18 protein-coding genes and 1 pseudogene are annotated in these 23,647 nt (G+C 54.6%); 7 read left to right on the top strand and 12 right to left on the bottom strand.

Annotated features, from left to right (window positions below; translation table 11 throughout):
- The first annotated feature begins 7 nt into the window (after positions 1–7).
- Positions 8–1,180, top strand: coding sequence for an NO-inducible flavohemoprotein (gene hmpA, locus ACQE2I_RS08090; protein ID WP_339934476.1), 1,173 nt, complete (start codon positions 8–10; stop codon positions 1,178–1,180).
- 41 nt (positions 1,181–1,221) lie between these two features.
- Here hmpA and ACQE2I_RS08085 read toward each other — a convergent pair whose 3' ends face one another.
- The 3 genes from ACQE2I_RS08085 to ACQE2I_RS08075 form a co-directional block, all read right to left on the bottom strand.
- Positions 1,222–1,608 (bottom strand): SirB2 family protein, encoded by a 387-nt coding sequence (locus ACQE2I_RS08085; RefSeq protein ID WP_427031083.1) that lies wholly within the window; start codon positions 1,606–1,608, stop codon positions 1,222–1,224.
- A gap of 11 nt (positions 1,609–1,619) precedes the next feature.
- Positions 1,620–2,012, bottom strand: a complete 393-nt coding sequence (locus tag ACQE2I_RS08080) for a ribonucleotide reductase subunit alpha (protein WP_427031082.1) — start codon at positions 2,010–2,012, stop codon at positions 1,620–1,622.
- A gap of 70 nt (positions 2,013–2,082) precedes the next feature.
- The gene (locus tag ACQE2I_RS08075) at positions 2,083–2,652 is read right to left on the bottom strand and encodes a hypothetical protein (protein WP_339934477.1); all 570 of its coding nucleotides are present in this window, start codon (positions 2,650–2,652) and stop codon (positions 2,083–2,085) included.
- Between the two features lie 176 nt (positions 2,653–2,828).
- Here ACQE2I_RS08075 and ACQE2I_RS08070 point away from each other — a divergent pair, with 176 nt between their 5' ends.
- The 5 genes from ACQE2I_RS08070 (at position 2,829) to ACQE2I_RS08050 (ending at position 9,329) form a co-directional block, all read left to right on the top strand.
- A complete protein-coding gene (locus tag ACQE2I_RS08070) occupies positions 2,829–4,727 on the top strand; it encodes a type IV pili methyl-accepting chemotaxis transducer N-terminal domain-containing protein (protein ID WP_179915156.1) in 1,899 nt (632 codons plus the stop codon).
- A complete protein-coding gene (narL, locus tag ACQE2I_RS08065) occupies positions 4,727–5,395 on the top strand; it encodes a two-component system response regulator NarL (RefSeq protein ID WP_008958057.1) in 669 nt (222 codons plus the stop codon). Before ACQE2I_RS08070 ends, narL begins: the two co-directional genes overlap by 1 nt.
- A gap of 238 nt (positions 5,396–5,633) precedes the next feature.
- A complete protein-coding gene (locus ACQE2I_RS08060) occupies positions 5,634–7,226 on the top strand; it encodes an antiporter (protein WP_427031079.1) in 1,593 nt (530 codons plus the stop codon).
- 92 nt (positions 7,227–7,318) lie between these two features.
- Complete coding sequence (locus tag ACQE2I_RS08055) at positions 7,319–7,777, top strand: universal stress protein (protein ID WP_008958059.1); 459 nt, start codon at positions 7,319–7,321, stop codon at positions 7,775–7,777.
- 58 nt (positions 7,778–7,835) lie between these two features.
- A complete protein-coding gene (locus ACQE2I_RS08050; protein WP_008958060.1) occupies positions 7,836–9,329 on the top strand; it encodes an MFS transporter in 1,494 nt (497 codons plus the stop codon).
- Positions 9,330–9,433: 104 nt separating this feature from the next.
- Here the strand turns inward: ACQE2I_RS08050 and ACQE2I_RS08045 are convergent, their stop codons facing one another.
- Positions 9,434–12,100: a GNAT family N-acetyltransferase gene (locus tag ACQE2I_RS08045; RefSeq protein WP_427031078.1), complete on the bottom strand. Its 2,667-nt coding sequence runs from the start codon at positions 12,098–12,100 to the stop codon at positions 9,434–9,436.
- Between the two features lie 302 nt (positions 12,101–12,402).
- On the opposite strand from ACQE2I_RS08045, the gene ACQE2I_RS08040 reads away from it, so the two are divergent.
- The gene (locus ACQE2I_RS08040) at positions 12,403–12,762 is read left to right on the top strand and encodes a hypothetical protein (protein WP_101147221.1); all 360 of its coding nucleotides are present in this window, start codon (positions 12,403–12,405) and stop codon (positions 12,760–12,762) included.
- Positions 12,763–12,824: 62 nt separating this feature from the next.
- Here the strand turns inward: ACQE2I_RS08040 and ACQE2I_RS08035 are convergent, their stop codons facing one another.
- The 8 genes and pseudogenes from ACQE2I_RS08035 to pglZ form a co-directional block, all read right to left on the bottom strand.
- Positions 12,825–13,628, bottom strand: coding sequence for a putative bifunctional diguanylate cyclase/phosphodiesterase (locus ACQE2I_RS08035; protein WP_427031077.1), 804 nt, complete (start codon positions 13,626–13,628; stop codon positions 12,825–12,827).
- A gap of 64 nt (positions 13,629–13,692) precedes the next feature.
- On the bottom strand, positions 13,693–14,448 hold the full coding sequence (istB, locus tag ACQE2I_RS08030) for an IS21-like element helper ATPase IstB (protein WP_022522218.1): 756 nt from the start codon (positions 14,446–14,448) through the stop codon (positions 13,693–13,695).
- 14 nt (positions 14,449–14,462) lie between these two features.
- Positions 14,463–16,007 (bottom strand): IS21 family transposase, encoded by a 1,545-nt coding sequence (gene istA, locus ACQE2I_RS08025; protein ID WP_289109332.1) that lies wholly within the window; start codon positions 16,005–16,007, stop codon positions 14,463–14,465.
- Between the two features lie 168 nt (positions 16,008–16,175).
- Positions 16,176–16,882, bottom strand: a pseudogene (locus ACQE2I_RS08020) (diguanylate cyclase domain-containing protein).
- Positions 16,883–17,173: 291 nt separating this feature from the next.
- The gene (locus ACQE2I_RS08015) at positions 17,174–17,986 is read right to left on the bottom strand and encodes a DODA-type extradiol aromatic ring-opening family dioxygenase (RefSeq protein ID WP_101147220.1); all 813 of its coding nucleotides are present in this window, start codon (positions 17,984–17,986) and stop codon (positions 17,174–17,176) included.
- 160 nt (positions 17,987–18,146) lie between these two features.
- Positions 18,147–20,186, bottom strand: a complete 2,040-nt coding sequence (brxL, locus tag ACQE2I_RS08010) for a protease Lon-related BREX system protein BrxL (protein ID WP_427031075.1) — start codon at positions 20,184–20,186, stop codon at positions 18,147–18,149.
- 34 nt (positions 20,187–20,220) lie between these two features.
- Complete coding sequence (locus ACQE2I_RS08005) at positions 20,221–20,985, bottom strand: hypothetical protein (protein ID WP_157826559.1); 765 nt, start codon at positions 20,983–20,985, stop codon at positions 20,221–20,223.
- A complete protein-coding gene (gene pglZ / locus ACQE2I_RS08000; protein ID WP_427031073.1) occupies positions 20,972–23,602 on the bottom strand; it encodes a BREX-1 system phosphatase PglZ type A in 2,631 nt (876 codons plus the stop codon). Before pglZ ends, ACQE2I_RS08005 begins: the two co-directional genes overlap by 14 nt.
- Positions 23,603–23,647: the final 45 nt, after the last annotated feature.

Here is a 23,647-nt window from a genome sequence, read left to right as displayed (position 1 = left end):
ATTAACAGTGCTAACACATGAGCAGGAAAAACTGATCAACGCAACCGCTCCCGTCGTGGCCGAACACCTGAATGCGATTACCCAGCGCTTCTATCCGCTAATGTTTACCCGCTACCCAGAGGTCAAACCGCTCTTTAATGAGGTTCATCAGCAAAGCGGTGGTCAGCCCCGTGCCCTGGCCAACGCTGTTTTGGCCTATGTCCAACTACGCAGCAACCCAGCTCAGGCGCGGGCCACGCTGGATGTTGTGGTCAGTAAACACATCTCGCTAGGCATTCTCCCTGAACAGTACCCTATCGTCGGTGAATGTTTGCTGGCGGCGATTGGCGAAGTACTCGGTGATGCCGTGACACCAGAAATCGCCGACGCCTGGGGCGCTCTGTATAACGAGCTCGCCGCTCTTTTGATCGATCTTGAAGATCAGCGCTATCGTGAGTTTGAGCAGCGCCCAGGCGGCTGGCGCGGCACACGTCGTTTCACTATCGCCAGTACCCAGCAGGAAAGTGCCTTAATTCGTTCTTTTATCCTTGAGCCCGAGGATGGGGAACGCGTGGCTGATCACGAGCCAGGCCAGTATATCGGTGTACGTCTAACCATTAATGGCGAGCGGGTTTATCGGCATTACAGCCTCTCAGATACGCCAAATGGCCAAAGCTATCGAATCTCGATCAAACGCGAAGAACAGGGCCAAGTAAGCCGCCACTTCCACGATGTTTTACAACCAGGCGATATCTTGGAACTGTTACCACCAGCTGGTGACCTTACCTTGGTTGAGGGTGACGAACCCCTGCTGCTTGCCAGTGGAGGGGTTGGGCAAACGCCCCTGCTCCCCATGGCTCGCCATGCCTTGTCACTTGGGCGGCAGGTCATCTATCTACACGCCGCCTTGGATGCCGAGCATGATGCCTTTAAAGGCGAATTAGAAGCGCTAGAGAGCGAGTACCCTGAACACCTTCAGGCTGTCCGCATTCATGAGCGTGGCAACGAAGCCGAGCATATTGGTCGTATCGACCGCAGTTTATTAGCTCACTACCTACCAGACCTTAAGACACGCTGCTATTTTGTGGGTCCCCAAGGATTTATGACGGCAATCAATAGTGCTTTGTCTGAATTGGGTGTCGATGAGGATCGCCGCCACTTCGAGCACTTTGGCCCCTCGCGCCCACTCGAAGCAGCCTGACACCTGTCCCCTGGTTAGAGCTTAGGGTTTATTGCCCTAACTCATGCCAACCAGGAAAGCGGGCTGTGGCAAATAGCGGCCCCCACCATATAAGCGAAGATGACCAACGCCACTAATGCTGCCAAGGCTCGCACCGTTGGCGTTGCCCCGCGCTTAATCGCAATGGTGCCAATACCGATATAGGCCAGCAGCGCCAGTAACTTGGCGCCAAGCCAAGGAAGCTGCCAGGGCCATACGGAAAGCAATACCATCAAGGTCACCCCAAGCCCCAGCAAGGCCGTGTCGATGAGATGGGGCAATACCTTGACCCAACGGGCGTTGAGCCGCAGGCTTTCCTGTACCGACCACCAGGCGCGCACTACGAAGAGCGTGATGCTCAGCGCAGCGGCCGTCATGTGCAGGTGCTTGATGAGGAAATAGTGCTCCATGGTAGCCGTCCCTAACCAACGTCAACCGCATCGCCGTGATGATCGAGAGCTAGATAGGCGGTGATATTACCCATTTGCAGCGACTCCATCATACGCTGGAGCTGCCGTTCAACCTCGGTATCATCTTCTGGGTCGTCCATGGCTGCAGCGAAGACTAGATCCCATTCAATCTCGATACGGCGAGACTCCTCGACCAAAGCAGCCATGCTGCTCAGTTCCTCCATCGACTTGTCTACGCAAACCACAGGCACCAACACTCCCCCTTCACCCTGTTCGAAGCGGCGCCGCTGATCAGCATCGGGGAAATCGGGCAGCTCTGCGCGAACGAACACAAACAGCAGTCGCTGGGGCTTAGGTTGTTTACGTGCTTCCTGCAGTAAATCGGCAAACGTCGCTATGGTCATAAAAGGAGCCTTATCGCTAGTAGTTAAGAATCAGTAGTTAAGAATCAGTAGGTGAGACTAGTAGATGACGTTACTCGGGTGACTCTACAAAAAGCCATAGCAGCAGCATTATCATCAACAGTGGGATCAGCAGACTGAATGGCGCTGCGCGCCAACCATAGGCTTGGACGACCAGGGGCGCCATCCGCAAGGAAAGCCCTACCCCTGCCGCTAAGGCAAGACAAAGCCCCACACAAAGATGCACCCAACGACCAGGCATCCAGCCTTTGGCGTGGGCGATACCGGTAGCAATCACCGCACCTCCTAATCCGAGCCCAACGCCCACCAGCAGAAATTCCCACGGCTGGCTTGCCATCCCAAACCCGCCCAGCACCAACGCTAGCCCCAGTAATAGCCACTGCACCAAGCGGCAAGTGTCACCTAGCCTGGCGATATACAAAGCCGGCCACACCAGCAGGGCACCACTACACAGCGGTATCAGCACATAGATTGGTTGTTTTGCGAGCAGGGCATAAAGTGTCCAGCTAGCCACCGCTAAAGCGCTTGCCAGTGGCATTAACAGCATAGCGACCAGCATTTGATAACCATCAACTGGCTGTATTGATGCCTTCAACGTGGGAGGCGGCACAGATGACGGCATGGCGTTTCCCAGCAAAGGTATAAAGGCATCGGAAGACATGCCAGAATTGTCGGCAAATACCGGGTGTAGGTCAAAAAACATCGGAGGTAGGCCAGCTATCCCCAAAGGAATAGCCCTCGTATCGAAATGCAGACAGTGCCACACTCCCTTACCTCTTCCGCGCTATCGGAAATGCCATGAAATTACTTCAGCGCTCCCTGGTTGCTCGCATCATTGCGTCCTTACTTGCCATTAGCGGGATGGCACTCATCAGCATCACCCTGACCATGGCAATGTCTAACAGCAGCCGTGGCGATGCGGCCGCGATCAATGTCGCTGGCTCACTACGCATGAATGCCTATCAGATCATGGGGGCCTTGCAGCGCCTGGCGTATGTCCCAGAGGGGGCCAGCGAAGAACAACTCGACGGCCTGATTTCGAGCTTCGATCAGCGTTTGTATGGCACAACGCTACAACAAACAATCCCTGCTGATGATAGCCATGAGCGCCGCCGTCAACTGGAGAAACTTCAGGTCTACTGGCAGCACACGCTTCGCCCGGCATTAGAGACACCACCCTCCGCCACAGCGCTTGACCTGGATACGCTAGAAATGATGATCGTGGCGATGGTCAGTGACATCGAAATTCTAGTGACCTATCTGGAGCAGAGCACCGAGGCCAAGGTGCGACTGCTAGGCATGATGCAAGTGCTTTTCCTGGTACTGATCGCTATTGTCGTTTCGATAGCCCTCTACGATGTTCGCTTCAATCTGGTAGTGCCTTTACGCCAGCTTATGGTACTTGCCCGCGAGGCGGCTCAGCGCAACTTCAAGCCGCGTTCACAGCTTCGCGGCAGCGACGAGTTGGCATTGTTGGGACACACCTTTAACAAGATGTCTGCCGAGTTGGCAACAAGCTATGCCGCATTAGAAGACAAGGTGTCGCGCAAGGAGCAGGAGCTTGAACGCAGCAATCAGGCGCTGCGGGTAATGCACGATGCCAGCCGCTCGCTGTATGGGGGCGGTAATGATCTCTGCTCTAGCGCAGCGCCCATGTTACGCGAACTTGAAAAGCTGCTGGATATTGGCCCGATACGGCTTTCCCTAAACGATCCTTTTGATCAACGGGAAATGCCGGTTTTAGAAACCCACTCGCGTACCCGACCAGAGTATTGCCGTGACCAGGAATGCCACGCCTGCCTAATCGATCCCCGCCCCTTGGAAATAGTGGCCAATAACCGGTCCCAATGCTTACTGCTACCTATCAGCGTAGGCGATACGCTACTAGGCACCTTAGAAGTGTGGTATCCCCAGGAGCGGCTCAACGATAGCACCCGTCGGCTGCTCACCATGTTAGCCGACCAGCTCGCCACGGCGGTGTACCTGCAGCGGCGTATCGAGGAGCAGCAGCACGTCACGTTGATCAACGAGCGAACCATCATTGCGCGCGAACTGCACGACTCTCTAGCCCAATCACTCTCTTATCTCAAGATGCAGGTCGCCCGTCTCGAACGCATGCAGCAAAAAGAGGCAACCCGCGAGGCGCAGTCTGCGGTATTCGACGAACTACGTACCGGCTTGAACAGCGCCTATCGTCAACTGCGTGAGCTACTCACTACGTTCCGGCTCAAACTTGAGGGACCGGGGCTGCAGTTTGCCTTGCGCCAGACCATCGAGGAGTTTAGCCAGCGCATGGGGGTAGCGGTCGACCTTGACTACGATGTGCCGCCTTATCTGCTTAACCCCAATGAAGAAATTCACGTCCTGCAGATCATTCGCGAGGCGCTGGCCAATACCCACAAGCATGCCCAAGCCCACTGGGCTGGGGTCACTGTGCGTTTCGCCGATGCTCGCCTGCTAGTGCGTATTGAGGACGACGGCATCGGCCTTGAAGACGATAGTTCGCCGCCGATGCACTACGGCTTGGTGATCATTCGCGACCGTGCCACTACCCTGAACGGGAAGCTGAGCATCGCCAATCGCCCCACGGGCGGCACCAGTGTTGAGATTGTGTTTACGCCGTTGACCGCTCGCTTAATTCAGCAGCAGCCTGTGACGGCTGCCCCCGACTCTCACTTAGGTACAGGGACTTCTTAATGACGCTGACCACCGCCAACGATACACCCGCCAGCCTGATGATTATCGACGACCACCCGCTACTACGGCGTGGCGTGATTCAACTGCTTGAACTAGAAGACGACCTTGAATTGGTTGGTGAGACGGGCGACCCAGAAGAAGGCATTGCGCTGGCCCTCAAACTTGAGCCTGACCTGGTTCTACTTGATTTGAACATGCCAGGCGTCAATGGCTTAGAAGCCTTGCGCCGCCTACGGGAAGCTAACTATAGCGGCCGGGTGGTGATGTTTACTGTTTCCAACCATGAGGATGATGTTGTCGCTGCGCTGCGCAACGGTGCCGACGGTTACCTGTTAAAGGATATGGAGCCTGAAGACATGGTTCGCCAGCTGCGTCAGGCTGCTTTGGGGCGCATGGTCATCAGCGAAAGCCTGACCGCCCTACTCGCTGAAGCCCTGCGTAATCAGCGCAATGCGCCCACCACCCCGGATATTCATAGCTTAACGCTGCGTGAACGCGAAATTCTGCAACAGCTTGCTGGCGGCCTCTCCAATAAGCTCATCGCGCGCAAGCTGGATATTACCGAAGGCACGGTCAAGGTTCACGTCAAGCACCTGCTCAAAAAGCTCAACTTACGCTCGCGTGTCGAAGCCGCCGTCTGGGCAGTCCAGGAAGGTATCGATCACTAGTCGATTCTGTGTGGTTACCTCCAAAGACTCACAGCATACTTTTGCTCTGACCCGCGCTTACCCCCTCTCTATTTTTTGTCTTTAAAAACAATGAACATGGGCTTTCCAGCGGCTACCTCTCAAGAGGTATGTCGCTGATTTATAGGTTATTTCTCTTAGTTTCCCAATCCCCTTTGCAAGCGTATCTTGCCTTCTAACTGCCAAATGCAGAAAGGTTTGAAGCCAAGGGGAATCCGCCATGAGCAAGAGAAATGCCGACATTGAGAAATGGAATGTCGAAGACGCCCAATTCTGGGAACAGGAAGGCAAGCACATTGCCAACCGCAATCTATGGATATCCATTCCCAGTCTGCTGATGGGATTCGCTGTCTGGATGATGTGGGGAATGATTACCACCCAGATGCAGAACCTGGGTTTTTCGTTCACGGTTAACCAGCTATTTTCCCTGACCGCACTTGCCGGTTTAGCCGGTGCCACACTGCGCATCCCAGCATCGTTCATGATCCGCATCGCTGGCGGGCGTAACACTATCTTTCTGACCACCGCGCTATTGATGATCCCCGCCGCAGGAACTGGTATCGCTTTGATGAACCCAGACACGCCGTTCTGGGTTTTCCAGGCGTTGGCGCTACTTTCCGGTATCGGCGGTGGCAACTTCGCTTGCTCGATGAGCAACATCTCCACATTTTATCCCAGCAAGCAGCAAGGTTACGCCCTGGGCATGAATGCAGGCCTCGGCAATTTCGGCGTCACCGCCATGCAAGTTGTCATCCCGCTGGTAATGACCGTCGGCATTTTCGGCGCTATAGCCGGTTCGCCGATGGAATTGCAAAGCGCCAGCGGCACCTTGATTGGTCGCATCGAAGCGGGAACTGATACCTGGATCCAGAATGCTGGCTTTATCTGGCTCGTTTTTCTGATTCCGCTGGCGTTCGCCGGTTGGTTCGGCATGAACAATCTTCGCACTATTACGCCCAACCCTGGTTCGCCGCTGGCGGCTTTCGGCAAAATATTAGGGCTTTACGGCGTCGGCTTGGTGACCGCCATCGTCGGTATGTTGGCACTTGGCTGGCTTAATATGTGGATTGCCCTGCCGTTAACCATTGTTCTGACTCTAGTGTTGTTGCGCCTGATTCCAGGCGACATCAAGCCCAATATTCAGAAGCAGTTCGCGATATTTTCCAATAAGCACACTTGGTCAATGACCATCCTCTACATTCTAACCTTCGGCTCCTTTATCGGCTTCTCTGCAGCCCTGCCGCTCTCCATCAACGTCATCTTCGGCAACATGATGGAAGCCACTGCCGATGGCACGCTGATTCGCGTGGCTAACCCAGAGGCGCCCAGCGCTTTAACCTGGGCCTGGATAGGTCCCTTCGTGGGCGCCCTGATCCGTCCGCTGGGCGGATGGATCTCCGACAAAGTGGGTGGCTCCATCGTTACCCAAATAATCTCCGCGGTCATGGTGGTCGCCTCTATCGCCACCGGCTACGTGATGATGCTGGCTTACAACGCCGCCGATCCAAATCAATTCTTCTGGCTATTCCTGCTGCTATTCATCGTGTTATTCGCCGCCAGTGGCATCGGCAACGGCTCTACCTTCCGCAGCATCGGGGTTATTTTCGACCAGCAGCAGAAAGGCCCGGTACTTGGCTGGACCTCAGCCGTCGCTGCCTATGGCGCCTTTATCGCCCCGCGGGTAATGGGCGAGCAAATCCAGGCCGGCACACCGGAACTTGCCATGTATGGTTTTGCGGTCTTCTACGCCATCTGCCTGGTCATCAACTGGTGGTTCTATCTACGCAAAAGTGCCTACGTAAAGAACCCCTGAGCTACGTTTAGAACCCCTAAATAGGGCTTGCTTCTTTACGCTCGGAGCCAAGCTCCGGGTCTTTACCCCCTACCCCAATGCGGGAGGACACCATGAAAATCATGATCGCCTATGACGGTTCGCGAAACGCCAAGCTGGCACTCGCTCAAGTCGTCACTATGTTCCGTTGTAACCAACCCCTGCTGGTACTGGTCGGCGTGGTGGAGAACCCACTCGACGCTACCGATAGCAACGAAACGCTTTTTCAGCAGGAACGCGATGAGGTTAAACGGCACCTTCAAGAGGGTGTGGCATTCGCCATCGGCGAGGGCTTCCAGGCCGAGCAGCTTCTCGCCGAAGGGGATGCGCGCAAGATGTTGCTGCAGGCCACTCGCAAACTTTCTCCAGACCTACTGGTTATTGCCCGCCATAGCCATCAGCCGGACGGCGGCATCATCGCCAAGTCGTTAACTTATTTTGTTGATGAACTCGACTACATGACTTTCGGCAGCGTCAGCTCGTTCCTGGCCCGGCGCGCCGAGTGTCCCTTGTTGATCCTACCAAGCCCTTGAACAGCCCCTCCCCCTCTTTTTGGTACAAACCACCTTTGGGACACAGGACGATACGACCATGAAAGTTTCCGCTGTATTCAAGTTTCGCAGCCCCGAGATTCGGGCCTTGCACCTGACCTGGATTGCCTTCTTTATTACCTTTTACGTGTGGTTCAACATGGCGCCGCTCGCGTCGAGCATGCTCAAGAGCGTCGACTGGCTGACCACGGATGATCTCAAGCTGTTCGCCATCTGCAACGTGGCCTTGACCATTCCCGCCCGCATCATCGTCGGCATGGCGCTGGATCGATTCGGCCCGCGACGGGTGTTCTCGGTGCTCATGGTCACTATGGCGCTACCGGCGTTGGCGTTCGCTTTCGGTAACAGCATGACGCAACTGCTGGTGGCGCGCCTGGTGCTGAGTTCGATTGGTGCCAGCTTTGTGGTCGGTATCCACATGACCGCGCTGTGGTTCAAGCCGAAAGACATCGGTTTCGCCGAGGGCTTTTACGCTGGTTGGGGTAACTTCGGCTCCGCCGTCGCAGCCATGTCGCTGCCGACCATCGCCTTGAGCATGTACGGCGGCCCCGATGGCTGGCGCTGGGCAATTGCCCAGAGCGCTATTGTGATGGCAGCCTACGGCGTTTACTACTGGTTCGCGATCACCGATGGCCCGGACGCTAAAGCCCACCGCAAGCCACGCAAAACCGCCGCTATGGAAGTGAGCTCCTGGGGCGATATGATCAAGCTGATTATCTGGACAATCCCGCTGGTCGGCGTACTCGCGATTCTGGTCTGGCGCATCCAGTACATGGGCTATTTATCGGTCACTGGTGCGGTCATCGCTTACCTCACCATCGTAGCGATCGTCATTTATCAGATAGTACAAATCCTACGGGTCAATCTGCCGATTCTGCGCAAGGGTGTACCTGAGGATGATAAGTACTCATTCAACAGCGTGGCCGCGCTTAACAGCACTTACTTTGCCAACTTCGGCGCTGAGTTGGCGGTGGTATCGATGCTGCCCATGTTCTTTGAGGAGACCTGGGGGTTGAATGCCGCCACGGCCGGCCTGATCGCGGCGTCGTTCGCTTTCGTCAATCTGGTCGCACGCCCCATGGGCGGCATGGTTTCCGACCGCATGGGTAACCGGCGTTTCGTAATGCTGTGCTACATGTTTGGCATTAGCGTTGGGTTCTTGCTGATGGCCATGCTCAATTCGAGTTGGCCACTCATTCTGGCCATTGCGGTGACCATCGGCACCTCGATTTTCGTGCAAGGGGCTGAGGGGGCAACCTTCGGTATCATTCCCTCCATCAAACGCCGCATCACTGGGCAAATCTCGGGCATGGCGGGCGCTTACGGTAATGTTGGCGCGGTGGTCTACCTAACCATCTTTACGTTTGTCACACCCTCGCAGTTCTTCTACATCATCGCGACGGGTGCCTTCATCAGTTGGGTGATCTGCCTAGTGTGGCTCAAGGAACCAGAAGGCGCTTTCGACGACGAGTACTATGTCTCTTCAGTCGATAGGGCCATCGAAGAACAAGCGCTACAGAATGCGAAACCTTGAACATTCAGACCATCGTTAATTAACACACATAACCCGGGGTGTCAGAGCAGATGACCAAGATAGCTCCCTGGGTTACCAACTCAGGCAGTTGCCGGATAGCGGCGTTACAGATTAAGCACAATCATGACGGTATCTGTTTCATCTTTGGTTGACTGGACCACGAAACCAAACTCTTTCGCCATTTCTCGCATGGCATGGTTTTCTCGCAGAACATCGGCAAAGACCTGCTGAAGGCCATTTTCACGCGCATAGTCGATCATCTGCTGCATAAGCCGATAGCCAAGCCCGGTGCCCTTCATGTCACTACGCACCATGATCGCAAACTCCGCCTTTTCCTTGTCGGGATCAGCAGACAAACGGACAACACCCACGATTTCCTGTTTACCTTGTGGCATCGCAATAAACGCCATTTCCCGATCATAATCGATCTGAGTCAGCCGGGCGGCGAAGGCATGGTCGAACCGCCGGATGGCGGCAAAGAAGCGTAGGCGCACATCATCGGACGTGGAATGACGAAGCATATCCACCAGCGCACCCTCATCTTCGGGACGAATGGGGCGCAGTGAATAATGCTGGCCAATGCGTGTTTCGATAGTTTGCTCAAGTTGCTGCGGATAGGGTCGGATGGCAAAAGGAGGCCGCCCTTCACGGTCGGCCCTGACCACGATGCGCGCATCCAAGGCAATCACTCCGGTAGCATCGACCAGTAGCGGGTTGATATCCAGTTCAACCACGCGATCCAGATCGCTGATCAACTGTGACAGTTTAATGAGCGTGAGAGAAATCGCTTCCAAGTCGGCCGCAGGGCGGTCACGGTAGCCGCGCAGCAAACGTGAGATACGTGTCGCCTGGATCATTTCTTGTGCTAGCAGCGGGTTGAGTGGCGGGAGACCCACCACCCGGTCACCGATTAGCTCTACTGCCGTGCCTCCCTGGCCAAACATAATAATCGGCCCGAAAACGCTATCTTCCGCGACACCTAAAATCAGCTCATGCGCCCCAGGGCGACGAATCATCGGCTGCACATTAAAACCATCTAACCGCGCCTCAGGCGCCACTTGGCGCAGCGTCGCCAGCATATCCTCGGCCGCCTGTGCCACCGCACCGGGCGAGGCCAGGTTCAACTGCACGCCCCCGCTATCAGACTTATGCGAAATATCACGCGAGAGGATCTTCAGCACGACCGGGAAGCCCAACTGCTTTGCTGCCTCACTCGCCTCTTCAGGTGTATGCACAGCAATGGCAGGGACGGTTGGAATCCCATAAGCTGACAATATTGCCGAGGCCTCTGGCTCGGTTAGCACGTTGCGCTCATCTTTAAGGACTTGGTCAATAATGGCGTTCGCGCTGGCTTTATCGATGGTACCGCCAGTGGAAATGGGCGGTGGCGTTTCCATCAACGTTTGCTGGTTTCTCCAATAGCTGGATAAGTGCCAGAAGGCCCGGATGGCCTGCTCAGGCGTTTCGTAAGTTGGAATTTTTTGTGCCGCGAACAAATGGCGGGCCTTCGTCGGCGCCCCTTCTCCCAGCCAGCAGGTAAGAACGGCCGGGCGTTGCGACCCCAGGGTATCAACCACCGCTTGGGCGGCGTCCAGGCTATCAGCGACCGCTGTGGGACAGTTCATAACAAGAATCGCATCCGCTTCCTTCTCATTGAGTAAGGCTTCAAGTGCACTTGTGTAGCGCTCCCCTGGTGCATCACCGAGGATATCGACGGGATTGGCATGGGACCACGTGGGTGGCAGCACACTATCCAAACGCGCAAGTGTCGCTTCAGAAAGCTCGGCCAAGCGCCCCTGCATCTCGGCCAGTTCATCAACTGCCAGCACACCAATTCCTCCTCCGTTGGTGAGAATAGCTAGCCGGTCGCCTTTAACGTGGATACCGGTGGCCAGAGTGCCTGCGGCTTGAAATAGTTCATCAAGTGTATTGACCCGCAGCATACCTGCACGCCGAAATGCTGCATCGTAAACGGCATCAGCACCCGCCAGCGCCCCGGTATGTGACAGCGCGGCTTTGGCGCCAGCGTCGCTGCGCCCTGCTTTGACCACCACCACAGGTTTATTACGAGAGGCCTTGCGAGCTGCGGATAGGAATTTTCGTGCCTCAGTAATGGCCTCAACATAAAGCAGAATGGAATGCGTCTTGGGGTCGAGGGCTAAGTAGTCGAGCATATCGCCAAAATCGACATCGCTCATCGAACCGAGGGACACCACATGCGAAAAGCCGATCCCCCGCGCTGATGCCCAATCGAGAATAGAAGTGGCCACCGCGCCAGACTGCGTCACGAAGGCAACATTCCCCTTTTGGGGCATGATATGCGCAAAGCTGGCATTGATCCCCCGGTGCGGTGCCAAAATCCCCAAGCAATTAGGGCCAACAATACGCATCAAGTAAGGCTTGGCTGCATCGAGCATCGCCTGTTTGAGCACTTGGCCATCGGCATGCTCACCTTCACCGAAGCCCGCAGTAATAACCACCGCAGCCCGGCACCCACGCTCCCCGAGCTCGCGAATAAGCCCAGGAACCGTATCTGGTGGCGTCGCAATAATGGCCAAGTCAGGCGCTAACGGCAGCTCACTTACCGAGTGGTAGTTGAGAGCCGAGCGGATAGCCCGCTCTCTTGGGTTTACGGTCAAGATCGGCCCTTCGAATCCGGCATCAAACAAGTTGCGCGCCAGCACAGCACCTACTGAGCCTGGGCGATTGCTGGCACCAATCAAAGCGATCGTGGTGGGAGAAAACAACGCATCTAAATTGCGAATTGACATTGAACATCTCCGTTTAGCAATGGCAGGTCAGTGCGGCGTATCGCGAAGGACTCAACGTTAGATGAAGATGAAGTTTTCCCTACTAATCGCTTTTCTCATTCGCCGCATAGAAAAGCCGTCAAGTACTTGCTAATAAACTAATGAAGCATATTGAGATAGCTACTTATCATTTAACTTGAAATTATTTAAACGGACCATGATGACCGTCAAGCTATCGTGTATTACACAAGGTAGTTAGGTCGTCAACGACTATACTTTTTTAACCTCACAAGAGGTATAACTTCACAGGAGGAGCCAAGACAATGACAACACTACAATCTCCCCAAAAAGCTTTGAATGCGACCAATTACGAGGGTGTCTTCATCGGGTGGTATCAGCCTTGGATGGCCACCAGCGACTCGACAGTCAAGCTACAGCATATTTGGTTTGATGCACTTAATGATGCCATGCGTCACGAAATCGAGTTTTTGTCGACTATCACTGCCTCATACAGCAAGCTAACAAGCTGTATGCTAGGTCTTGAAGGAGTCCAGACACCATTTTCAATAATGTCTTGTTACCATGATATGGCTAGTGACATGACTGAAGGTACATTGAAGCGCATGCAAAAGGTGGCAGAGCTTAGCGAAGATTTGAAAGAACGCCTGTGGTGCGAAATTTGATGCTTCTGGCGTTACCCCAGCTTCAGCAGCAGGATGTTTACATTCGACGCTTCTTCCAGAACTTACGCTTTGGTCATGGGCAGCAGGTTAGGAAGCATTATGATTTCCTCCCATGGCATGGGCCTAGCGAATAGGTAGCCTTGCAGCAGATCGCAATGACGGCGGATCAGATCTTGCTGCTGCTCTCGCTCTTCAATACCCTCGGCAACTACCTCTAAGTCCATGTGATGCGCCATGGTAATGATTCCCTGCACAATAGCGGCATTGCTACGACTGGTAGTGATATCTTTGATGAACGCCCGGTCCAGTTTGACTTTATGAATGGGCAGGTCGCGTAGATAGCTAAGGCTTGAGAAACCAGTACCAAAGTCATCAAGCGCTACCTTGATGCCTATTACTTTGAGCCGTTTGATCAGTTCGATGGCCTGCTCGGCCCCATCCAGCAGCACACTCTCAGTAACCTCAAATTCCAGTAGCTCTGGCGGTAGGCCTGTATCGGCTAATACCTGATGGACATCTTCCAAGAAGCCGTCGCGCCTAAACTGCAAGGATGAAATATTGATAGCGATGGGCACCACACGCTCACCTGCAGCGTGCATGGCGGCGGCATCTTGGCAGGCGCGACGAAGCACCCAACGCCCGAGCGGAATGATTTGCCCCGTTTGTTCAGCGAGCGGGATGAACACCATCGGCGAAATCATGCCCCTCTCAGGATGATGCCAACGAATCAAGGCCTCCAGGCCACGAATTCGGCCATTCACAGCTTCCACAATGGGCTGGTAATACAACTCGAACTGATCATGACCCAATGCTGTATGCAGGTCGTGTCGCAACAATTGCGTATTCCGGCGAACGTGACCGGTCATTCCGGTGATCGTGACCGATTTGCACACGGCCTTCACGCTGGAGAGAGTTTTGTACGCTGAGCGGTCACGATGGGTCAACCGATTCCGTTTTTTGTGCGTTGGTTTTTCTCAGTGATTCCCCTTTCAGATTGAGTCGGTGAGCGCCGTGCAGGAGCCGATCCATGATGGCGTCTGCCAGCGTGGCGGAGCCGATGTAGTCATGCCAGTGCTCCGTGGGTAACTGGCTGGCGATGAGGGTGGAGCCCCGCCCGTGTCGGTCTTCGATTACTTCCATCAGGTCCTGCCGCTGCTGCGCCGTGATCTTCTGCATGCCCCAGTCATCCAGGATCAGCAGGTTGGTCTTCAGCAACTGGTTCATCAGCCGACCGTAGCTACCATCACCGTGCGCGATGCGCACCTGCTCGAACAGGCGCGGCACTCGCAGGTAGCGCACCGAGAGGCCTTGCCGGCAGGCCTGATTGCCCAGGGCACAGGCCAGCCAGGTCTTGCCGCAACCGGTAGGCCCGGTGATGCACAGGTTCAGGGACTGGCGGATCCAGTCGCTGCTCGCCAGGGCCGCCATACGCGAGCGTTCCAGTCCCCGGGGATGACGGTAATCGATGTCTTCGATGCACGCCGGCACGCGCAGGCGGGCGGCCTTGAGCAGCCGGTCCAGCCGACGGTTTTCCCGGTGCAGCACCTCCCGATCCACTAACAGGGCAAGGCGTTCCTCGAACGCCAGGTCGTGGGTTTCCGGTTGGGCGCGTTGTTGTTCCAGGGCATCGCCCATGCCCGTCAGCTTGAGGTGGCGCAAGGTATCGAGGGTGTTGTGCGTTAGCATACGTTTCTCCGGGATCAGTGGTAGTAGTGGGGGCCGCGAACGTTGGTGTGAACCGGCAGCTCGGTCAGTTCCGGTGGCTCCTCGACCAACGGCAGCGGTAACTGATCCAGCCCCTGCTTCAGGATCGAGGTGATGCTCTGGTAACTGGCGGAGTGGATGGCCAGCGCCCGGGCACAGGCCTGCTCCAGGCGATCACGACTGTAGCGCCGACTAAGGTTCAGAAGTCCCAGGCAGGCGCGGTAACCATGTTCCGGATGAGGCCGATCCTTGAGCTGCTTCTGCACCACGCCCAGCGTGCCGGGGCCGATGTCATTGGCCCAGTTCAGGAACCGTCCCGGTGACCAGTTCTGATGGGCCTGGTGCGATTTAGGCATGTGTTCAGTCAGGGTGGCGAAGCGGCCCTTACCATGACGAGGATGTAGCGCCACTCGCTGCCCTTTGTGCATGACCTCCACGGAGGTGTCGGTCACCCGAACGTCCAGCTTCACCCCCACCAGGGCGTGGGGCACGCTGTATAGCCGCTTCTCGATCTCGATGTGATAGTCGATACCCGGCCGTGCCTTACGCCACTCGGCGTAGGTGTAGGGCGTGGCGGGGAGTGGTCGTAGTGCCGGTCGGTCGAGGGCATCGAACAGGCTTTGACGACTCTCTGTCCGTCCTTGGAACGGGCGTTGGTTCAGCGCTGGTAACAACGCGGCGATGGCGGCGTTCAACTCGGCCAGAGAGAAGAACGTCTGGTGCCGTAACCGGGCCAGGATCCAGCGCTCGACCAACAGCACGGCGGCTTCAGCCTTTGCCTTGTCCTTGGGCTTGTAGGGACGCGCGGGCAGCACCGCCGTCTGATAGTGAGCAGCCAGTTCAGCGTAAGTCTCGTTGATCTTCGGGGTGTAACGGTCCGCCTTGGTGACCGCTGCCTTGAGGTTGTCCGGAACCAGCAGTGCCGGCACCCCGCCGAAGAACGTCAGCATCCGTTGGTGGGAGGCGATCCAGTCCGGCAGGCTCTGGCTCCCGGTGGCCTCGGCGAAGGTGTAGCTGGAGGCGCCAAGCACGGCGACAAAGACCTGGGCCTGACGCATCTCTCCGGTGCTCCGGTCCACCACCGGCACGGTCGGTCCGCAGTAATCGATAAAGACCTTCTCGCCGGCCCGGTGAACCTGGCGCATGCTGCGCCGTTGCCGCCCCCGCCAGAGCCGGTAGTGGTGGCAGAATTGGCTGTAGCGGTAGGCCTTGTCGCCGTGGCGTTCCGTGTACTCGGCCCAGAGCAGTTGCAAGGTAACGCCCTTGGTCTTGAGTTCCTGGTGGACCTGGAAGTAATCCGGCTCGGCAAAGCGTGAGGGCGGTGCCTTGACGGGGAACAGCCGTACTTCCAGCCAGGCCTCATCAGCATCCTCGGGCAACGGCCAAGTGATGCCCTTCGCCTGGGCCTGGCTGACGTACTTGCCGACCACGCCTTTGGAGAGACCACAGGCGCGGGCAATGCGGTCGTGGCTCAGGCCTACTTCGTGCTTGAGGCGCAAGACCTCGATGATCTGTCGCATGGAAATCCTCGCAGCCGGCATCCGCACTTCCTCGTGATGAAAAAGAAGGGTATGCCGAATAAAGTTGAAGAATTCCAGCGTGTTGGATGTGATTCCGGGGGAACGTGACCGATGATTCCGGCAACGTGACCGGCGATTCCGGAAAACTGCCCAAAATCGGTCACGATAAAACGGAATGCGCGGTCACCATCATCCAGAACAGACGGTCACGTTCAAACGGAATGGGCGGTCACGATAGGGCGGAATACGCAACAATACCGATTTTTCGGTGTGTCGCTGTATGTCACCCTGGTACCAATGCCACGTGTTACGGCCCTGCTGCTTAGCTTCAGTCATCGCCAGGTCGGCACGCTGCATCAGCTCATGGGGGTGTTCTACTGTATCGCGGTTGCAAGCAATGCCAATGTGATGTGCAAGGGCTTATCCGTGACCAGCACGGGAGTAGACAGCGTCTCCAGCACCCGCTCGGCAAATGCTTTACCAGCCTGGATACTATCGACACTCGGAAGAAGTAGTGCAAACTCATCGCCAGTCAGCCGAGCCACCGTATCCCCTGGAGCAACCAGTTGCTCCAGGCGCTCAGCCACCGCGACCAACAGCAAGTTACCAATATGATGCCCCAGCCCATCATTGACCGCTTTGAAGCCGTCCAAATCGAGATGCATGACCACTAACAGGCCTTGCGCCTGCTCGACACGTTCGAAGGCTTCCCCCAGGAATTTATCCAGTGCGGTATGGTTATGTAGGCCGGTCAGCAGATCATGTGTCGCCTGATAGGCGATCTGCGCCTCCTGCTCGCGATACTGAGTGATGTCTTGCTGGATGCCGATGTAATGGGTACAAACGTCTTGGTTGTCGAACACCGGACTAAGAGACAGACGATTCCAGAAAGCCATACCTCTTACTTAGCTAGCTACAGATAAGTGATTCATAAAAATATACTAATTTTTAGAGCGACCACGACACACTGGGTTTAGTAGCAGTAGACTTTAGGCTTATAAGTCACCGTTCCGATTTTTATAGCTAGATGCTTGGCTGGCCGACAGCGTATTCGCCACGAAGCCCACCCATTAAGCGGGATGTATGTACAGGTGATATCGTTGTCGGTGGCCACCCTGACGTGCCCTACTTTCTGGTCATTGTAGAAAATCATCCAGGCGTCAAAACGCTTGGTTCCAGTAGCACGTTTAGGCGCTTTTTCGTGACCAATAGAACATGCCTGATGTCTTGTTCAATATAATGGCTGATAACTGCTTATCACTCGGCCTGTTCGCTAGGCCGTAACATACATGCAGTGGCAAAAGGTGCTCTTCCCTCGGATGACAAAAGCGTGCATATGGAGCACTACCCCAGTGAGCCAAGCGACGGTTGCGCTCTGTTTCATCAATGTCTTGGCTGGAGCACGTAGTCACTAGCCAGTCTTCAAATGCCTTATTTTTTGCTTGGCTCTCTTGCGTAATAGGGCTAAAAAATTCCCGCATGTTATGAAATGAAAAACCTGAGCCGATCACCAAGAGGTTCTCACGCTCCAAAGATTTGAGCGCGCGGCCGATGGCAAGGTGAGTATCAGCGTCAAGGTTATTAACCAACGAAAGCTGTACACAGGGAATATCGGCCTCCGGGTACATGATTTTGAGCAGGACAAACACGCCATGGTCAAAGCCCCGTTGAGTATCTTGCTGGGCTGGAATACCGGCGTTTTCAAGCGCCCGCTTCACCTGTTGCGCCAGCTTAGGTTCACCCTGACAGGGGTATTGAATTTGATAAGCTTCGGGTGGGAAGCCAGCGTAGTCATAAATCAGCTCTGGCGCGGTCCCGGAAGTGATCGTGGGCTCAGACGCTTCCCAGTGGGCGCTAATGACCAAAATAGCTGACGGCTTGCTGATCACATTGGCTATCCCTTTTAGCGACTCGACCATCTCTTGGTGATCCGGGTCGCCCAATAGCGGCAGAGGCCCGCCGCCGTGGGAGAGGAATAAAATATCTGGTGCGGTGTTCATCATTATTTCCTCGTAGTGATAGTCGTTCGCCGGACAGGTAAGCGCATTTATCTAACAATCCACGTATCATTGTCTATTTTGTGGTCGTTGCCAAAGCGGGTAGCTTTATCGTAGCGGCTTGTACCCGATGTTGAAGTTGTGGGCATAGCGAGGGTTTCTACTAATCCACTCCCAACGCCTTCACGACTGCGTCGATTGGCTCTGCATAGAAGCTGGTCTGAAACTTGGTAAATAGCTCTCCCGGGATGGTGGGAATATCGATGGCGCTGCTCATCGGCAGGGTGACTCGCTTGCCGCCGGCATCGAAGGCGACCTGCAGGCACTCAGCGAGGTTTTGAACGGGTTTTAAACTTCCGCCCAGGCTCATATCGCCTAGCACCACCATTTGGCTTTGCGTCGGCTTGCTGACAAGGCCTGATGAAAACGCCACCAAACTGGCTAACGACAAATCGCGCAGGACACCGCTATTTTGCAGATCTACCACATGGAGGTGGAAATCATGCTCCATGACCTTACGGGCACCGCTGATACGGCTGGCGTTGGCCTTGAAGTAATCAAATGCCATTTTGACCTGCTCTTTGGCTCCGGTGGAATTCCACAACCCCGACATCGCCAGCTTGCCGCTGCCTGCGGTTACCTGCATTTCGATGCGGTAAACACCTGGCATACCCTTGTCGCTTAGGCCAATAGTATGTACTACGCCCGGCTTACCTTGGCCTTCTGGAATCAGACCACCGCCGCCCTGTTCTTTCACCGACACAAAGTGCTCTTCCAGGGTCTCCTTGTCGATGTAGCTGAAATGGACATCGTAAAACTCCATGCCACCAATTTTTTTCAGCTGCTCTTTCACCCGGCGTCGCACTTGCATGGCGTATTCCAGGCACTCCCTCACCTCTACTTTCGCATACTCACCATGCGGGAACATCAGTTTGAGCAGGCCAGAAACCGTTTTTCGAACCGCAATCACATCACGCTGATTGAGGTTGTCACCCAGGGAGAAATAGCGATCAATCGCATCGGCGAAACTGCGCTTGCGCATTTCGCGAAAAAATTCAGCCAGATAATCGACGATAAACCCATAGCGCTGAGTAAAGAACGATGGCCGCATCTTGGGGATTTCCCAGCCGGGAATGTAGGCATGAAAGCGATCAAAGAATGCTGCATCAATCATCGCATCAGGAAATGGCGTCAACAGATGGCTGGTTTTCACCATCGACTCAACGCTCTGATTGATGTTGCCTATAAACACCATCGAGGCCGATGCCTCCATCTGCTCACGCCCACGGGCGAATGAACCAGACGCCATATAATCCTTCATGATCTGCACCCCGTCATTATCCTTGAACGAGATACCCGCTACTTCATCGAACGCCACCAAGTCCCACATGCCGACTAAACCAATGCGCCGTGAGCTCATGTTGTAGAACAAATTAGCTACCGTTGTCTGCCCGCCGGAGACCAGAATACTGTTGGGGGAGCACTCCTTATAGATATGGCTTTTGCCGGTGCCGCGTGGCCCTAGCTCACAAACGTTATAGTTGTTTTCAACAAACGGGATCATCCTGGCCAGCAAATGCCACTGCACGCTCTCGTCTAGCTCAACGGGTTCCATGCCAATCGAGCGGATCAGTACTTCACGCCATTGTGAATCGGTGAACCCACGCCGCCCTTCAAATAGCTCGTCCATATTCATGTGCGGCATTTGAATCGGCTTGAGCAGGCTGACGCCGAATGGTGATGTTGTCTGCCCCTCTTCATGGAAGTAGCTTAGCGTTGCAATTACCCAAATACCGCCCACTAGCAGCTTTTCGTTCTCTTTGACGATGCCTGCGGAGATCTCAGCATCTTTGATGCCTAAGTTGCTAAAAGCTGCTTCATAGCGGTCTTTCTTCTCGTTCAGTCGCACCGTTACACGATCAATGACCTTGAAGCTGCCCCGCTCCCGAACGATGGACTTCACCTTCTCCGCTTCATCAGGCCGAACGTAGTTATTGGTCAAAATCGCTTTGACGTTTTCCAGGCCTTTCGCAATTACCTCCGCATCATCAGACGCGCAGTACATACCCAGCAGGTACTCCAGCACGTACACCGGCACGTTGGCGCCCTCTTTCACTCGCTGGGTAAGGTCTTTGCGCACCACGCGGCCAGCAAAGTGAGTGTTGAGTAGCGTGTCGAGATCATATTGCGATTCGTTGTCCATAAGAAAAATTCCATTATTTTGTCAGTACACGCTACTATCCAACAGAGTTGGCCCACACTCGTCCATTGGACATCTTGTTCAAGTAACTTAGCCCATTAGCTCGCTGTGACGAACCAAAAGGAAAATAAGATAGTATGTAGAAAGCAAACTCCGGCGTTACCCAGTAGCTTTCAGCATTCCAGTCATAGTTTGAGAGAACATCATCTCGACCTAAATCTCTATACACTTGTGCAGCCAAAAGCATATAGTTCACAAAGTCAGAGGGAGTGCTTTCTTCTTGTGATGTAGCCTCTTTCCAAAGTTCAAGCGTATTGATCGATTTTTTCTGCACAGGATGATCAGGCATATTTGCAAATTTTTGATTCAGCTTCTCTCTTTCAACTTCTTGCCCTCTAAGTAAGCCTTTATTAAAGACTTGGTGCCTAATATCTTCGCTCTCATTACTCTGTACACCTAACGTATATGCTTGCGTCACAATATTTTCTTCAATTTTATTTACCACTAAATTGAAGAACTTAATTGATATCCATGAAGCATATACGACTGACAACCACTGCGAAAAAAACAGTCCTGGTCTACTACCAAACTTTCTTTCAAGATGCTTAGCTTCTGCCTCATATTCAGGGAAATGTATCAAAAACTCTTCTGGCCCTTTAGCTCTTTCACCAGATGAAGATTTGTGCAAGGCGTGTGCGTTATAAAAGCCGTTATCATTACAACTGACTTGCACCCCATTAATATTGACGCCCATGTTATCTTTAGCTAACTGCATACATACCCTTGTTTCAAAAGAAATCATCCGTAAACGCCAAGTCAATCACTACCCGGTAGCGCTCGCGCTCGGTGCCCAGGTCTTTATCACGCAGCACTAGGAAGTAGTCATTTTTACGGTCAAATGAGGTGCCAGAAAGCGAAAGACGCACCGACTTCATGCGCTCGTTCATGTTGTCGCTCGCGCTATCGAAGGTGATTACCTCTTCACTGGAGACCACGGCACTGCCTTCATAAATCGCGACTGAAAGTGTGACTGGCCGCAAGCGTTCACTCACCGCTTCGGTTTGCAGCAGGTCGAAGCGCTGAATGTTATTGACCATCTTCAGCGATGCCTTAGGTGAGATCACTTCGACTTTGCGGGTACTGCGTTTCTCGGCTTTTTCGCCGCGCAGCTGCTGTATCGTGAGCACCGGCACAACGATCTCTTGGGGCATGATGCCACCATGCACAAAGCGCGCCCCGCCCACAAAATGGAAACGGTGCGCGCCTTTGGGTATCCAGAATTGGGTGGCGCAGGTGGTGCCTGCGGTATCGCGGGTATGCCCATGCCACACACTGGGATTGTCAGGCAGCGATTCACCCAGCACATAGCGCTTTTTGCTTTTGAAGGCAGAAGTTGGCTTGTCCGTAAGCGCCGTGCGATCGGTGGCATCCAAGGCACTACGCTGAAATAAGAAACCGTGGTCTGCCGTCACCAGCACCGTGCTGGTATTCAAGTGCATCAAAATTTTACGGGTCAGCTGATCCAGCTCATCAATGGCATCTTCCACCGCCGCAAACGTCTCGCTTTCGGTGTTAGCTGAATCCCCGCGGGCGTCCACCACATTGTGGTAAACGTACATCAGCTGGACGCCTTTGATTTTTTCGCGCCCCTCTTCCCGAGACCAACCTTTCACCTCGTCGGCGGTGACCGCCATGGCCTCACCATCCAGCGCTTCCTTCAAGAGTTTGCTACGGTTGGCGGTGCCCTGGGTTGATTGACCATTCACCAACACCGTATCACTGCCTGATTGATAGCTTAGCTCACGGTGAGGCAGCAGCGAGGCCATGCCCAGTGTGGTATAGCTAGGCACTACCCCCAACTGACTTTTTAACGTCGCTTTACTGTAACGCTTGGCATTAATGCGCTCGCGCAGCTCTTCGGCAGCCTCATAACGGAAGGCATCGCTAATCACCACGACCACGCGTTTTTGGCGGCTAGCGGCTAGCTGAGGTTGCACCCAGTCACGGTAGAAGTTTTGTTGATTAGGGAGGTTGGGTAGCTTCCAGTGCGTCAGCCGCTGCTCGGCCTCTACACGCTCGCTCCAGTTGCGCGTCAACTGCCCCAAAAACCACTCGTCGTAACAGCGCTCAACGGCCCCATCCAGGTTTTTCAGCAGCTCAACACCGGTCTCGTCAGAAGCCACCGCGTAGTGGCGATAAGCCGTATCAAAACGGTAGAGGTCGGTTTGATAAGCGTGGTACAGCGCCTCAACGCTCTCAAAGTGAAACCCTTTGGCATGTTGGTGGCGCAGGCTGAACAGGGCAATAGCGGCGGTGAGCGCTGCGTACAGCTGCCGGTAACGCCCGCGGCGGGCATCGTTTTTATGCCGAGACGCCCAATAGCCATCTAACCGTTCAACAATAATGCTATCAAATAGCCGCAGGTCGCGAACATCAGCAGTAGGAATCGCTTGGCAGAGATCCACAATGATCTGTTTTTCAACAACTTCAAAGGTGGCCACATTGCTAAGCTGCTCTAGCGGCACATTATGCAGTTTGTCATCAATACGCTGCGCATCAGCTACCCAACCAGAGATCACATCGAACGCGGGGTAAAACCGTGAGCTATCCCGCCAGCGAGTCAGCAACGCCCGCGAAGATGCACGGGCATTAACAGAGGGAATCGCCACCTGGCGTGCCCAGTCAGGAATATCAGAAATACTCTCGCAATAGCCAGTAATTAGTAACCGCAACATTAGCTGACCGAAATTCAGAGGCGTTTCACCGCTCAACTCTTCTCGGCTGGCGGGGTAACCGACTTCGGCCTGTAGGACACGTACAAACGCAGGCACTAGGGCGTACTTCTCGGACTCAACCAATGATGCGGGGTTAGCCTCTAACCCCAGCTCGTGGGTCACCGCCTCTTCTGCCAGATGAAACAGCAGCGTCGCCACATCTATTGACGCTGCCCCCACCACCACGGCCAACATCGCAAGATCCAGATCATCTTCAATCATGGAAGGCGTGACTAAACGCTTTAACCCTTCAATACGCTTCCGGCTGGCTAAAAACGCCTGCCGCTGTGCTAGATGCTCGCGCAGCACATGGCGCGTCAAGCCCAGCTCATTAAAGATCATCGAGACGCGATCCGCATAAAACCGGCCGGAGTAGAGCTTTATATCCAGCAGCCAGTCGTCTTCTGCGGCTGGCTCGGCGTAGGGAAAGTAGAGCAGCGTGGGAGTGTCAGGCTCTTCCAGCTCTAAACGTAGCTTTACGCCTAGGGTCGACTCCCCCGCCATCATGATCACCTGAACGCCTTCTAGCGCGAGATCATTCAACGACTCGGCAAAGTGGCAGGGAGCGTCGTACCAGAAAACAATCCGATGGAGGTCGGTGAAGAAGGCGTGTTGTAAGCCCTGCTGGAGTTGATCGAGCTGCATCTAGCCTCCTTGCCCATACCGCACAGAGGCAGCGAGCTACCAGTC

This window comes from Halomonas sp. H2 (assembly GCF_050215315.1).
Classification (GTDB): Bacteria; Pseudomonadota; Gammaproteobacteria; order Pseudomonadales; family Halomonadaceae; genus Vreelandella.
The sequence above is the reverse complement of the archived record's forward strand: the minus strand, read 5'-3'. Positions and strand labels throughout refer to the sequence as shown.